The following is a 14449-nucleotide window of genomic DNA, read 5'->3' as shown; positions in this document are numbered from 1 at the left end:
TGACGATTACGCGCCATTGCCTTCAATCCTCTTACGGCCTTTGATCAAAAGGCACGTAATGGCATTCCGTGGGGCCGGTGTAGACCTGCCTGGGCCGGTTGAGCTTCCATTTGGGATCGTCCGCCCCCTCCTTCCACTGGGCTATCCAGCCCGGAAGGCGGCCTATGGCGAACATCACCGTGAACATGTTGGTGGGAATCCCTATGGCCCGCAAAACTATGCCCGCAAAAAAATCCACGTTGGGGTAAAGGTTGTGGTCCACGAAATAGGGGTCCTTGGTGACGGCGTCCTCAAGGCGGCGGGCGATGTCCAGAAGCGGATCACTCCTGTTGAGCTTTTGAAGAACCCTGTCGGCCATCTCGCGCATTATCCGGGCGCGGGGGTCGTAGGTCCTGTAGACCCGGTGGCCGAAACCCATGAGCCGGTAGGGGTCGTTCTTGTCCTTGGCGCGTTTGAGAAAAGGAGCGAAGTCCCCGCCGTTTTTGGCGATCTCCTCCAGCATCTCTATCACCGCCTGGTTGGCCCCGCCGTGCAGGGGCCCCCACAGGGCCGCCATGCCCGCCGAAACCGCCGCGTAAAAATTCACCCTGGCGCTTCCCACCAGCCTCACCGCCGCCGTGGAGCAGTTCTGCTCGTGGTCGGCGTGGAGAATCCAGAAAACGTTTAAAGCGCGGGTGAGATCGTCGTCTATGTCGTAGGGCTTTACGGGCGAGTTGAACATCATGTTCAGAAAATTTGCGCAATAGGAAAGATCGGGCCTTGGATAGACCACCTGGTGGCCGCGCGAAATCTTGTAGGACATGGCCGCCATGGTGCGGACCTTCGAAAGCAGGCGCGTAACCTGGACGTTTAGGGCCTCGCTCCTGGAAAGGCCCTCGAGTTCCGGGTAAAAGCCGCGAAGGGCCGTGACCATTGCCGACAGAATGCCCATGGGGTGCGCGGCTCGCGGAAAATTCTGGAAAAACACCCTCATGTCCTCGTGGACAAGGGAGTGGTCGTTAAGAAGAACCGAGAAATCGTTCAGTTCCTTCCTGGATGGAAGGCGACCGTTAATAAGAAGGTAGCTCGTTTCCACGAAGGTGGATTTTTCGGCCAGCTCGTTGACCGGAATTCCCCTGTAACGCAGAATTCCCTTCTCGCCGTCTAGAAAGGTGATGGCGCTTGAGCAGCTTGCCGTGTTGGCGAAACCCGGATCGTACGCCAGATACCCGGTGAGCTTGTTTAGGGCCGATATGTCGATTCCTTTTTCCCCCTCCGACCCGTCCACTATCGGAAGTTCGACGGTTTTTCCTCCCACCGTGAGGATGGCTTTTTCTCCCATTTCACAATCCTTTCCCGGTTGGCAGGCATGGCCGCCGGTTTCAATTTTGACGGAGTCTAACCAAACCCGGTGTCAACGTCAACCTTGTTGCGGGCCTTGACCGTATGTGATAACAATGTTTGGGAAAAATTCATGCGAATGCCTGCCCCATCCCGGTAAAACCCATAAAACGGCGCAAAAAATGGGCCTTTTTTCCGACTCCGTCAAAACTTGGCGGGTTTCATGCTGGTGGAGGTGGAAGATTCCGCCCCTGCTGGGAGTGGCCTTAGCCCAGGCCCTGCTGCTTGGAACGGCCCCGGCGGAACTTTTGCAGCTTTATTTTCTGGCGGCGGTTTTCTGCGTGAGCTCGGTAGCCGCTTTCGGCTACGCCATAAACGAGTGGGCGGACGGAAAAAGCGACGAGTTGGCTCAAAAACCCAACTCCATGGCTGGCTTAAAACTCCGGTCCCGCGCCTTCTCGGTCCTTCTGCCCCTTCTGGCGGGAGGCGGCGCGGCCCTCGCGGGAGGTTTCGGCCCTGCCGCAAACACGGTTCTGGCCCTGGAGTTTTTTCTGGTGGCGGCCTATTCGATTTCTCCTTTAAGGCTCAAGGAAAGAGGCGTTTTTGGAGTAATGGCCGATGCGCTGTCGTCGGGCTTCCTTCCGGGCCTTTTCATCATCCTGGCCTTTTCCCGCAAGGCCCCGGACATTCCGATCAGGGCCGTAATCTTCGACGTTTTCCTCCTGACCCAGCTTCTGGCTGCCGGAATCAAGGGCATACTCACCCATCAGGACCTTGACCGGGAAAACGACCGGGCCGCAGGAACCATAACATTCGCCCTTTCCACAGGCCCAGCAACCCTTCGCCGGATACTGGTCAAAATCTGCTATCCGGCGGAACTTTTCGCCATCACGGGGATGGTCATCAGCATTTATCCTGCGGCTCCCCTTGTTCTGCCGGTCTTCATTCTTTACTCTCTGATGGAGCTTTCAAAAATCGGCATGAACTGGCGTGTTGCGGCGGGTTCGGGCCAAGTTCCCTACCTTCCCTTTTACAACAACTTCTTCCAGGAGCTGGCCTGGCCCCTCACCCTGGCCTTTTCCGCCTCCCTGGTCCACCCCGCCCTTTCGATCCTTCCCATCTTCCAGGTGATTTTTTTCTACAAAAACATCCCGGCCCAGACGGAGGAGTTCCTTCGCCTCAATTCGGCCTACAGAAACCGCCTTTCGGAGTGGATGGAGGCGCGCAGGAGAAGGGAGATCGAGGCGGAGGACAAAAAGAACAGACACTGGGAGAAAGACTGAGGCGGGTTTAATATCGTTTCCCGTTCTTTCTTTTCCACCCCTCCCCTACCGGCGTGACCAGGGGGTCTGAGGGCGATGAAATGCAAGGAAGCGCGGACGGGCCGGAGAGGGATAGTACTTAACGATACATTCCGACCCGGCCCGCCCGCGCTGACACAGCAGATCGCGCCCTCAGGCCCCCTGGCTGTTTCTGTCTAAAGAACGGTACTGAATGGCTTCGGCTATATGACGGACGCTGATGTCCTCCTGGCCCGCCATGTCCGCGATGGTGCGGGCTATTTTCAAGACCCGGTTGTAACCCCTGGCGGATAGCCCCAGCTTGTCCACCGCCTGCTCCAGAAGGCGCTCGGACGCCTGATCCGTGCGGCAGAATTTCTTCAGGTGCCTGTTCTGCATCTGGGCGTTGCAGTAGATGGAAAGCCCGGCCAGGCGCTTTTCACCCATTTTCCTGGTTTTGGCCACGCGCTCGCGTATGGCCTCCGAAGGCTCGCTAAGGCCCGTTCCGGCCAGTTCCTTGTAGGCCACCGCAGGAACCTCCACATGGATGTCGATTCGATCCAAAAGCGGCCCGGAAACCCGCGAGCGGTAGGCCGCTACCTGCCGGGGGTTACACCTGCACTGGTGGGTGGTGTCGCCCAGAAAGCCGCAGGGGCAGGGGTTCATGGCCGCCACCAGCATGAAGGAGGCCGGGTAGGACACTGCTATGGCGGCCCGCGACAGGTTGACGAAGCGGTCCTCCAGGGGCTGGCGCATGACCTCCAGCACGTTTTTCTTGAATTCGGGAAGCTCGTCCAGAAAAAGCACGCCGTTGTGCGCCAGGCTCACCTCGCCTGGGCGGGGGTTGCGCCCGCCGCCGATGAGCCCTGCGTCGCTTATGGTGTGATGGGGCGAGCGGAAGGGCCGCTCGGTGACTAGGGCCTGGCCCTTCCCAAGAAGCCCGGCCACGGAGTAGATTTTCGTGGTGGAAAGGGCCTCCTCGAATGACATGGGGGGCAGCACCGAGGGAAGCCTGCGTGCCAGCATGGTCTTGCCGGAACCAGGCGGGCCTATGAGTATCACGTTATGGCCGCCCGCGCAGGCCACCTCGAGCGCCCTTTTGACGTGCTCCTGGCCCTGGACCTCGGAAAAATCCGCCGACGAGCCGGTACGCTTGGTGTCGAAAAGAGCGTTCAAGTCGATGCTTGCCGGGGCGATTTCCTTGTCCCCTCTAAAAAACTCGGCGGCGTCTGCGAGGTTGTCCACCGGAAGAACCTCTATGCCGTTAACCACGGCTGCCTCCGCCGCGTTTTCGCGGGAAAGCATCACCCCGCGCTTGCCGCAGTCCCTGGCTGCCACGGCAACCGGAAGCGCGCCGCGCACGGGCTTCACCCTGCCGTCAAGGGAAAGCTCGCCGATTATGAGGTGGTTGTCCAGGGCTTCGCGCGGGACCATGCCGATGGCGGCCAGAATGCCAAGAGCTATTGGGAGATCGAATCCCGTGCCCTCCTTGCGGATATCGGCGGGCGCGAGGTTCACGGTGATGCGGTCTTCGGGGAAGAGGTAGCCGGAATTGATCACCGCCGCCTTAACCCTCTCCTTGCTCTCCTTCACCGAGGCCTCGGGAAGCCCCACTGTTGCGGTGGAGGGAAGCCCTATGGAAAGGTCCACCTCCACCTCCACAAGGGTGGCGTCAATGCCGATTACAGCCCCGGAAAATGCCCTTGCCAGCATGGTCCCCCCGGCCGGTTGAAGTTTTTGGCGTCAGATTCGTGTATCATTATATGCTTCATACCGGAGCCTCCGGCAAAATTCAACGAAATCCTGCCTCCATCGAAATCCGGCCCTCATGGGCTACTTTCCCAGGCTGTCACGAATTTTGGCGATCACCCGGCTCTTGGAGCCGATCAGCCAGGAAGGGGCCGCAAGCTCGTCGGGATGCGGGTCGCCGGTCAGCCTGTGGATAATGGTGGAAGGCGGAAGGCGGCGGATGAAATCCACGGCCAGCGCCACGTATTCGTCCTCGGGAAGGCATTGGTATTCGCCCGCCCGAAAAAGCGCCTCCATGGGGGTATTTTTCACAACGTAGAGAAGATGGAGCTTCACCCCCTCCACGCCGAGACCAGCCAGAAAATTGGCTGTGGCGGCCATGTCGGCGGGCGTTTCGCCCGGAAGCCCAAGAATGGCGTGGGCGCACACGGGGATTCCGCGCGCTTTCGTTCTTTTCACCGCGTCGGCGAAGGCCCTGGAGTCGTGGCCCCGGTTGATGAGGGAAAGGGTCCTGTCATTTGCGGACTGGAGCCCGTATTCCATCCAGAAAAGGCATTTTTCGGAAAGCCTGCGGGCAAGATCGAGGACGGGGTCGGGTACGCAGTCGGGCCGGGTGCCGATGGAAAGCCCCACGACGCCCTCCACCGAAAGGGCCTCGTTCCAGAGAGCCGCAAGCCTTTCAACCGGCGCGTGGGTGTTGGTGAAGCTCTGGAAATAGGCGATGAATTTTTCGGCCTTGAAGCGCCGGCCAAGGTAGGGCATGGCCGCCTCCAACTGGGCGGCCACCGAAAGCCCGCGCGCCGCCGCCCCCGTGCCGCTTCCCCGCTCGTTGCAGTAGATGCAGCCCCCGAAACTTATGGTTCCGTCCCGGTTGGGGCAGGATAACCCCGCGTCCACCGTAATCTTGTGCACCCGGCATCCGAAAAGGCCCTTCAGGTACGACGAATAGTCGGGGTAAGGGGCGCTCATGGGGAACTTTCCGGTTTTTTGAGGAGCCGGGAGACGTATTCTGCGGCTCTCGCCATAAGGGGCCAGAAGGCAGAAATTTCAAGGGCCAGGAGGAACATCACCGGAACCGAGAAGGGCTGGTAAAAACGGAACTCCGGCGGGGTCATGGCCGCCGTGACCCCAAAAGGGGCAAGCACCAGGCCCACGCAGAAAAGGCCAACGGCAAAAGGCCCCCGCCGCCTGAGCGCCGGAAGCAGGAGAACGCCGAGCCACAGAAAGGCCGGGGCGGCCTTTACGTAGAAGCCCGAAAGGATTTCCTCAATCCTCCAAAGAGGCCTCGCCCTCTCCTTCCGGGCCGCCGCGCCGGGGGAAAGCGGCGTCACAAGTCCGTATCGCGTGAAAAGCGCCGGGGCGTCCCGCCTCATGTTGGGGGAAGGCGGGGTTTCGACCCAGAAATAAAGGTTTTCCACAAGCGCCCGCTCGCTAAGGCCCGGAGCCCTGGTGATCAAATGCCAGAAGCGCCTCAGAACCAGGGAGGCGACCTCGTCCGGGCGCTTTTTCATCCCCTCGAAAACCAGGGCCTTCATCACCTTGTCCAGTTGGGGGATGGTGTAGCCGAATTTTTTCATGAGGATGTCGAAGTAGGAATTTTCCCCGCAGGCCCTTTTCATGCCGTCAAACATGAGCGCTTCCGGCGACAGGCTTTTTCGGGCATCCATCTCCTTTTCATGGACGGGCCGCAGGACGTTTTTGATTTCGGAAAACCTTCCCGAATCCATGTCGATGAGATGGCTGTATGAGTGGACCAGGGCCAGGGCTCCCATGTTGGAAAGGGCGAAGCGGGAGTGAACGATTTTATTGTATCGCATCCAGGGAAAAACCGTGATGAAAAACACCGCGCATAATATGGCCGCGTGAAGAAGGGCTTTCCCGGCTCCCCGGTTTTTTGTGGTGATAACGAGGACGAAAGCCAGGGCCAGCGGAACCAGGATCACGTTCACGGCCCGCAATAGAACCGCCACGGCGAGCACAAGGCCCAATACCGCCACGGAAAGAGCGCTTGAGCGCGACATCCAAAGGATAAAGCATAGGATTACGGCAAGAAGCGCCTGGGTTGCGAGCCCCTCGGTCATGGCGTGGGAGGCGTACATGAACTGGGAAGGGGCGAAACCCGCAACCAGGGTGAAAATTCCGGCGATGATCCAGCCTTGGCGGCTTTTGAGCATCCGGCCCAGAACAAGGCCGGAAAGCGCGATCATGGCCGCGAGGCTTGAATGCTGGACAAGGGCCAGGAGGCCAAGGCCTAAGGTCTTATGAAGAGCCAGGAAAAAGAGCGGGTATGCGGGGGTGCGGAGATAGCCCACAAAAAGGGCGTGGTTCCGGTCCCAGTATTCCAGGGTGTCGAAAAAATCCAGGGAGTCGGGGAAATAGAAAACGTCCGGCCAGAGAAAAGCCCAGGCCGCATGAAACAGGACAACCGTCGAAGCCGACAAGGCGAAGAAAAACTTTGCCCGTGTTAGGCTTGCGGCGGTTGTCATGGCATTTGTCCGATCAGGGGTCAAAAAATCCTTTTGCTTTCAAGCACGGATCAGGATGTCTTTTTCGCAGCCTTCCTTTCATCCTCGGCCAGGAGTATCCGGCGGGTTTCCGCTATTTCCTCAGCCGTCACTCCCCGGCGCAGTTCCTCCATGCGGGTCATTATATTGGCGAAGCGTATTCCTTCTGCGGCGCTTATCCATTCGAGTTGGAGCCGTTCGGGACGTATGCCGAGCTTGGCCATTTTTTCGCGTACCTTTTCCACGCGCTTCACGGTCCAGTGGTTGGCGTCTATGTAATGGCAGTCGCCGATGTGGCAGCCGGAAACCAGAATCACCGGCACACCTTTTTTAAGGCCCCGCCAGATGAATTTTTCATCCACCCGCCCCGAACACATTGTGCGGATGAGCCGGGCGTTTGGCGGATACTGGAGCCTTGCCACGCCCGCGTTGTCAGCGCCCGCGTAGGAGCACCAGTTGCAGGCGAAGGTTAAAATCTTGCCCTCCGGGTTTTCACACAGAAGTGCGTCCACCTGGCTCTCGATTTGAGGATCGGTGAAGTGGTTCATGGAAATTGCATCGAACCTGCACTCGGCGGCGCAGGTTCCGCACCCGGCGCAGGCCGCCGTATTCACCTGGGCGGCGATTTTGCGCTTTACGTCAACGGTGATGGCCTTGTACGGGCAGACCTCGGCGCATTTTCCGCAGAACTTGCATTTTTCAGGGTCTATCACCGAGATTATGGGCTCAGAGCTTATCTCGCCCTTGTGCAGAAGCCTTATGGCCCGCGCCGCAGCGGCGGAAGCCTGGGTCACCGAGTCCTTGATGTCCTTGGGGCCCTCGGCGCAGCCCGCATAAAAAACGCCCCTGGTGGCTGCGTCCACCGGCTGGAGCTTAGGGTGGGCCTCCAGGAAAAATCCGTCGCTGGTAAGCTGAAGACCCAGCATCTCCTTTATGCGCTGGGTGTCGGGGGAGGGCTTTATGCCCACGGCCAGCACCAGCATGTCGAGCGTTACGGTCTCCACCTTGCCAGTGGCCGTGTTTTCCACCGAGACGGTGAGGCTTTTATCGGGGTTTTCCGACACCGTTCCGGGAAGGCCGCGCAGATAGCGGGTCCCCAGGCGGCGGCTTCTTAAATACAGGTCCTCGAAGCCCTTTCCGAAAGCCCGGATGTCCATGTAAAACACCGTGACGTCGATTCCGGGGTAGTGCTCCTTCAGCATGAGCGAGGACTTGACGGTGTTCATGCAGCACACGTTCGAGCAGTAGCTTCCGCCCTTCCTGGCGTTCCGGCTTCCCACGCACTGGATGAAACCCACGCGCTTCGGCACCTCGCGGTCGGTGGGCCGAAGGACTTCGCCCTTTGTGGGGCCGCCCGCGTTTATGAGCCGCTCGAACTCCATGCTGGTGAGAACATTCTCAAACCGGGTGTAGCCGTATTCGTCCTGTTCGGTGGGGTCGTACACGGAAAGCCCGGTGGCCACGATAACGGCTCCCACGTCCACGGTGAATTCAGAGTCGGACATGTGAAAATCTATGCAGCCCTTGGTGCAGGCGTCCACGCACTTGGAGCACACCGCCGGGTTATGCCCCAGGCACTCGTTCACGTTGATGAGGTAGCTCGACGGCACGGCCTGGGGAAAGGGCTTGAATATGGCCTTGCGGGAGCCCAGGCCCTGGTTGAACTCGTCGGGCCGCACCACCGGGCAGACCTTGGAGCAGTCGCCGCAGGAGGTGCAGTCCTTATCGTTCACGAACCGGGCCTTTTTCCTGACCGTCACGGAGAAATTGCCCACTGAGCCGGATACGTCGGTTACTTCGCTAAGCGTGTGAATCGTTATGTTGGGATGCCGACCGGCATCCGTCATTTTCGGGCCAAGTATTCAGATACTGCAGTCTATGGTCGGAAAGGTCTTGTCCAGCAAGGCCATGACCCCGCCTATGGTGGGGCTTTTTTCCACCAGGACCACCTCGTAGCCCGAATCGGCCAAGTCCAGGGCCGCCTGGATGCCCGCGACCCCGCCGCCGATCACCAGGGTGCGTTTGACCAGCGAATGCTTTTCCTCGTACAGGGAGTCGAGGCCAGCAGCCCTGGCCGCCGACATGCGCACGAGATCAACGGCCTTTATGGTGGCGTTTTCCGGCTCAAACATGTGGACCCAGGAGCACTGCTCCCGAAGGTTCGCCATTTCCAGGAGATACGGATTCAAACCCGCGTCGGAAAGCATCCGTCGGAAGGTGGGCTCGTGAAGCCTTGGGGAGCAGGACGCCACCACCACGCGGTTGATGTTCTTTTCTGCGATGTCGTTCCTGATGGCCTCCTGCCCCGGCTCGGAGCAGGCGTAGGCCACGTCGGTGGCGGACACCACAAAGGGATAGCCCAGGGCCTTTTCGGCGACTGCCGCGCAGTCCACAACCTTTCCTATGTTGTGGCCGCAATGGCAGACGTAAACGCCGATTCTGGGCTCCCCGGCGGGCGATGTCTTTCTTGGGTTCTGCATGGCGTCTATTCCCAGTATATGGTTTTGGAAAGAAGGCAGGTTATGTCCTCCATTTCCATTTCCAGGTCCTTTTTCATGAAGGGGTCATTCATGGCGCAGGCAAGGTGAATCTGGCATTTTGGGCAGGCGGTGACCAGAAGGCTCGCCCCTGTGGACCTGGCTTCCTTCAGTCGCTCCACCTGGAGGGCCTTGGAAAAGCCGTCGCAGCCGGTCCAGGCCGAGTTGCCGCAGCATACCGCCCCGGTTCCCTTCCTTGGCATCTCCTTTAGGGCCGATCTTCCGAAGCGAGCAAGAAGCTGCCTTGGAAGCGCCGAAAGCCCGGCGTGGCGGCTTAGGCGGCAGGGGTCCTGAAAGGTGAATTTCTGCCCCTTGCTTTTGAAGGCAACCGCGCCCTTGGCAACGTTTCTTTCCACAAGGTCCAGTATGTGCGTAACGGGGATGTTGATGGGCGCGCCCTCACGGGGGTAATCCTGGGTTAAAGCCCGATAGCCTTCCGGGCAGGCGACAACCACTTCCTCGGCCCCCGAATCGTTGATGGCGGCGGCGTTCTGCCTTGCGAGCACCAGAAAGTTCTCCCGGTCGCCGGAGACCAAAAGGTCGTGGCCGCAGCATCGTTCGTTTTCGAGAACCATCGGCTTGATGTCGAAAAAATTCATCAGCCTTATGCTGTCCTCAAGGATTTTCCGGGTATTGACCTTGAGGCTGTGCCGGAAAAAAACATCGAAGAAGGGGGCGCAGCCGCCGAAAAAGAGGGTCTTGCCGGAAGGATCAAGGGACAGATCGGGCGAAAGCCAGTCCCAGCGCTTGAAACCAAGGTCCTTGGAGGTCATCGCGCGGGAGAGGGACTGGAAAAATCCGTCGTGCGCGGTTACCCCCTTAAGGCCCGCATCGTATAGAACCGCCCTTACCTCCCGCACGAATTCCGGGAAATTCACGGCGCTTGGGCAGCGGTCGTAGCACAGCCCGCAGGTGAGGCAGGCCCATATGCCCTTGGTTACGGCCTCGCTCTCGAAATCGCCGCTTATGAGGGATGACGCCATGGCCCTTGGTGAAAAGGGCTTGCCGGCAAGGGTCAGGGAGCAGGCGGAGGTGCATTTTCCGCAGTCCTGGCAGGCAAAAACGTCGTGGGCCTTTACTATTTCCCGGATGCGCTCCGCCGGCTCGGCGGCTGCTTCGGCCACAGGGTGCGGCCTGATTGGGCTTTTGCCCAGGCCTTCCACCCTGGCCAGAAAATCCGCCAGAAAGGCCAGCATGCCTTCGGATTCCTCCTCGCGGAAATGGGCGTGGGCCAGGCGCTCGCCCGAAAGGCCCAGCATGTCGAGAATTTCCCTGGTGTCTTCCACGTTGTTCCTGGCCGTGGAAGTCCCCACCCCGTAGCGGCAGGAGCCCTCCCCGCAGCCCAGAAGAACCACGCCGTCGGCTCCCATCTCGAAGGGTTTGAACATGAGGGCCTTGGTCATGCGGCCCGAACAGGGCACCCTTACCATCCGAAGGCGCGAAAGAACGGGGTTGCCCGCGTCCTGCAGGGCCTGGAAGGCCGCGTGCGGCCCCCAGTTGCACAGGAACACGAGTATTTTCAATTCATCCCGGTTATCCATTAATTTTCCCCAAAAACCTAAAATTGCGTGCGGCGATAAACACAAAGGCCGCACTGTTTATTACGACAGCACTTCTTCCAAAATTCTTCCAAGATAGGCCCTGCTCCTGTATGGGCTGTCCATGGCCGATGGCGGGCAGAGGCTGATGCAGTTGCCGCAGCCCTTGCAGAGGGCCTCGTCCACCCTGGCGCTGTAACCGCCGTTGCCGTTTCTTTCCAGAGTCACGGCCTGATACGGGCACACGGCCACGCAGGCCCCGCATCCCCGGCAACGCTCGGCGTCCACCGAAACGGTGTAGCCCTTGCTCTGGCGCGGGCCCCTTGGCATGACGGACGCCGCGCACACGGCGGCGGCAAGGCCCTTCTTGCGCTCGGAGACCTTCAGGCCCATGCAGTCGGCCAGGAAAAGCCCCGCAACCGAGGTGCCGCCCGGAAACAGGAAGGGTATCCCCGCCTCCCCCGCTTTCTGAAGGGCCGACTCCACGATTCGTCCGGGTATGCCCTCGTGGGGGGTGTAGGATATCGCTGAGTCGTCCTCGGTTCCCAGTATCACCGCCCCGGCGTGAACGGTGCGCTGTCCGGTTTCCGTTGAAAGGAGAACCCGGAAATCCCCCACCGTGCCGGAAAGGGAGACCACCCCCGATTCCGGGAAGCGGTGCACGTTGGCGAATTCCGCAAGTTCCGGGGATTCGTCGTTGGAGAACACGAAAACCTCGTGGCCGGAAAGGGCCAGCGTGTCGGCGGCCTGAACTGCGGCCTCGGTGGAGCCAATCACAGCCACCGTGAAGTTGTATGAGCGGTGGGGAACCGGAAGGGCTTTCACCCTCTTGACCCGGCGGATGGCGCGGGTGAGGAGCCCCCTGAACCGGCCAAGGGCGGTTTCGGGGTTTACGGCCAGAAGGGAAAGGGCCTCGCCCCGGATGTTCACCGTCTCCACCATTGAGCGGGACACGCCGGTCCCCTTGAAAAGGCCGTGTTTCAAGCGGCTTCTCTGATCGGTGCAGGCCGAGCAGACGAAATCCAAGGGGCAGCAGGCGCAGCTCGCCATAACCGCGCGGGTGATGCCCTTGCGTTTTATGGTGCGCACGATTCCGGCGGCCCCTTCGGGGGAGCATGCGCAGCTTATTGTTTCCGCGTGAACCACGTCCGGGTTTTGGCCCAGGTTTTCCACGAATTCCGATAACTCGCCGTTCCAGCCAAGGGAATCGTTGCACCTGCAAACGAAAACGCCCACGCGTATTTCAGGGTCAAGGCCGGTATCGGCTGCTGCAACCATGCCGCCGCGACCACGGGGCCGCTCGGAGGTTTCGGCCAGAAGGGTCATGGCCTGGCCCGCCGCCGCAAAACCGCGCAGCATCATTGCGTGAACGTCACTCTTGGCGGCAGGGGGCCCGTAGGCCCTTATAACGTCGTCGCCCTTGAGCGATGGCGCAAGATCGGGGTCGGCCAGAATCACCACCCCGGCGTGCTCCTTGGTTTCCGTATCCGGCGCATCGTGGACAACGGCTCCCGCCGCCTCGCAGGCCGTTTCGCAGAGGAGGCATTCGCAGCATCCGCCGCACTGAAGGCATCTTTCGGCCTCGGAAACCGCCTGGGCCTCCGAAAGCCCAAGCACGGCCTCGCCGAAATCGGCAACGCGGGTGTTGGCCCGGCGTTCGGGCTCGACGGCCCGGGAAAGGGACGGAAGATCGGCCCCTATGGGCGCGAAATTCCTATCCGTGGGACGGACGGCGCGGGGAAAAACATCCTCGCCCGAAAGATCGCGGTGAATGGCCCTTGCGGCGCTCCTGCCGCTGGCCATGGCGTGTACCACGGTGGAGGGTCCGGTGACGGAGTCTCCCGCCGCGTAGACCTTCCCGGCGCTGGTCTTATGGGCATCGGCCTCGATGTACCCGGCCTGGTTCACGCCGACGCCCGGCTTTTCATCCGTCCCGAAAAAAGGCCCGGCCTGACCGATGGCCACGATGGCCCGGTCAAAGGGGATATCCAAAGGCTTTGAATCCGGCACGGTGACCGGCCAGGCTATGCCATTTGCATCGGGCTTTCCGGGCCTGGTGGCCCGGCAGACAAGGCCCGCCAGCTTTCCGCCCCTGCCTTCAAACTCCACCACACGGGTTTTGAAGATGATGGGGATGCCCTCCTCCGCCGCCGCCCGTATCTCGTCCTCGTCAGCCGGAATCATGTCGGCGGGAAACCAGGAAATTATGGTGGGATCGCCGCCAAGGCGCTTCACCGTGCGGGCCACGTCAAAGGCCGAGTTGCCGTCGCCGATTATGGCGGTTTTACCCGGAAGCGAGCTTATTTCCTTGCGGTGGACCTTTGAAAGAAAGAAGACTGCGCCTTCCACTCCTTTCAAATCCTCGCCCGGCATTCCGAGCTTCCGGTCGGTCCACGAGCCCACGGCCAGCAAGACCGCATCGTACTTCTTTGCAAGCGCGGTCAGGTCCTTTTTGAAATCGAGTCCGCGCCCGGTTTCGATTTTTACGCCCATTGCCTCTATGCGGGTGATTTCACGGTCCAGAATCTCGCGGGGGAGCCTGTAGGGGCCTATGGCGTAACGCAGAAGGCCGCCCGCCTCCTTTTCCCGTTCGAGAATGGTCACTTCATACCCAAGCCCTGCAAGGTCGGCAGCGGCGGCCAGCCCTGCGGGGCCGGAGCCGATAACCGCCACCTTCTGCCCCCGGAAAGGCTCGAAGGCGCAAGGGTCATCCTGCGGATGGGAAATCTCCCAGTCCGCCAGAAAGCGCTTGATGGCCCTGATGGTGAGTGGGGCGTCAATTTCCGCGCGGCGGCAGTCCTTCTCGCAGGGGTGGCTGCAAACCCTGCCGCATATGCCCGGCAGGACGTTGTCGCGCCGAACCACCGATAGTGCCTCGGCGTGTCGGCCCGCCTTGGCAAGGGCAAGGTATGCCTGGGCGTTCACCCCAAGGGGGCAGCCCTGTTTGCAGGGCGGCTCGTTCCGTTTTTCGATTCTGGCCCTGCCCGGAAGGCTCATTCGGCCCGCGTAGGCCAGGGGTTTCGATCCGTCCGGCATGGAGATCGGGCAGACCTTGGCGCAGGCCCCGCACAGGGTGCAGCGGGTTTCGTCAACGTAGACCGAACGGCTTCTTATGCGGGCGGAAAAGCCTTCTGCGGTGTTCTTGACCGAAAGAACCTCAGCCGGAGCGATGAGCCTGATGGACGGATTGCGCAGGATGCGCAGAAGGCCCGACCGGTGGGCGTAATTTAGTGCCACACCGCTCGGCAGCCGCCATTCCTCGCGGGCCAGCTTTTCGTTCAGGTCCGGGTCCGGGTCCACCAGGGTCACCGGAACGCCAAGCTCGCCCAGCTTGTTCACGGCGGCGATTCCCGCCGGAGTCGCCCCGATCACCATTACCCGGTGAAGCCTGTCCTTGGTGCGTTTCATCTATTACCACCCCTTCACGGAGATACTTATTTCGTTTTTCACGCCGCCGCCCCCAACCCGGCTTTCGGGCTGACCGGTCGCAAGCTGTGAAATCAAACACACACAACAAGCCT

8 protein-coding genes are annotated in these 14449 nt (G+C 60.5%); 1 reads left to right on the top strand and 7 read right to left on the bottom strand.

The annotated features are described in order from the left end of the window. Window positions 1-31: 31 nt before the first annotated feature. Window positions 32-1321 (bottom strand): citrate synthase, encoded by a 1290-nt coding sequence (locus HZB23_12585; protein MBI5845492.1) that lies wholly within the window; start codon window positions 1319-1321, stop codon window positions 32-34. Between the two features lie 181 nt (window positions 1322-1502). Between HZB23_12585 and HZB23_12580 the strand changes: the two genes are divergently transcribed. Further along, window positions 1503-2603 carry a UbiA family prenyltransferase gene (locus HZB23_12580; GenBank protein MBI5845491.1) on the top strand — a complete coding sequence of 367 codons (1101 nt, stop codon included), beginning with the start codon at window positions 1503-1505 and terminating at the stop codon, window positions 2601-2603. Window positions 2604-2774: 171 nt separating this feature from the next. Here the strand turns inward: HZB23_12580 and HZB23_12575 are convergent, their stop codons facing one another. From HZB23_12575 to HZB23_12550, 6 genes are all read right to left on the bottom strand, one after another. Further along, window positions 2775-4313, bottom strand: a complete 1539-nt coding sequence (locus tag HZB23_12575) for a YifB family Mg chelatase-like AAA ATPase (GenBank protein ID MBI5845490.1) — start codon at window positions 4311-4313, stop codon at window positions 2775-2777. Between the two features lie 120 nt (window positions 4314-4433). Beyond that, window positions 4434-5318 carry a TIGR01212 family radical SAM protein gene (locus HZB23_12570; protein ID MBI5845489.1) on the bottom strand — a complete coding sequence of 295 codons (885 nt, stop codon included), beginning with the start codon at window positions 5316-5318 and terminating at the stop codon, window positions 4434-4436. Further along, window positions 5315-6835, bottom strand: coding sequence for a hypothetical protein (locus tag HZB23_12565; protein MBI5845488.1), 1521 nt, complete (start codon window positions 6833-6835; stop codon window positions 5315-5317). Before HZB23_12565 ends, HZB23_12570 begins: the two co-directional genes overlap by 4 nt. Before the next feature lie 50 nt (window positions 6836-6885). Then, on the bottom strand, window positions 6886-9333 hold the full coding sequence (locus HZB23_12560) for a hydrogenase iron-sulfur subunit (protein ID MBI5845487.1): 2448 nt from the start codon (window positions 9331-9333) through the stop codon (window positions 6886-6888). Between the two features lie 5 nt (window positions 9334-9338). Continuing rightward, entirely contained in the window at window positions 9339-10931 is a 1593-nt protein-coding gene (locus HZB23_12555; protein MBI5845486.1) for a hydrogenase iron-sulfur subunit, read from the bottom strand. Between the two features lie 60 nt (window positions 10932-10991). Further along, window positions 10992-14336 (bottom strand): FAD-dependent oxidoreductase, encoded by a 3345-nt coding sequence (locus HZB23_12550; GenBank protein ID MBI5845485.1) that lies wholly within the window; start codon window positions 14334-14336, stop codon window positions 10992-10994. Between the last annotated feature and the right edge of the window lie 113 nt (window positions 14337-14449).

The organism is Deltaproteobacteria bacterium (genome assembly GCA_016235345.1).
Lineage (GTDB): Bacteria > Desulfobacterota > Desulfobacteria > Desulfobacterales > Desulfatibacillaceae > JACRLG01.
This window is presented reverse-complemented; position numbering and strand designations above follow the sequence as displayed.

What these genes read in the sequence shown, in the direction of transcription:
- HZB23_12580 (MBI5845491.1), top strand. Translation starts at nt 1,503, where the DNA reads ATGGGCCTTTTTTCCGACTCCGTCAAAACTTGGCGGGTTTCATGCTGG.
- HZB23_12585 (MBI5845492.1), bottom strand. Translation starts at nt 1,321, where the DNA reads ATGGGAGAAAAAGCCATCCTCACGGTGGGAGGAAAAACCGTCGAACTT.
- HZB23_12565 (MBI5845488.1), bottom strand. Translation starts at nt 6,835, where the DNA reads ATGACAACCGCCGCAAGCCTAACACGGGCAAAGTTTTTCTTCGCCTTG.
- HZB23_12550 (MBI5845485.1), bottom strand. Translation starts at nt 14,336, where the DNA reads ATGAAACGCACCAAGGACAGGCTTCACCGGGTAATGGTGATCGGGGCG.
- HZB23_12575 (MBI5845490.1), bottom strand. Translation starts at nt 4,313, where the DNA reads ATGCTGGCAAGGGCATTTTCCGGGGCTGTAATCGGCATTGACGCCACC.
- HZB23_12555 (MBI5845486.1), bottom strand. Translation starts at nt 10,931, where the DNA reads ATGGATAACCGGGATGAATTGAAAATACTCGTGTTCCTGTGCAACTGG.
- HZB23_12570 (MBI5845489.1), bottom strand. Translation starts at nt 5,318, where the DNA reads ATGAGCGCCCCTTACCCCGACTATTCGTCGTACCTGAAGGGCCTTTTC.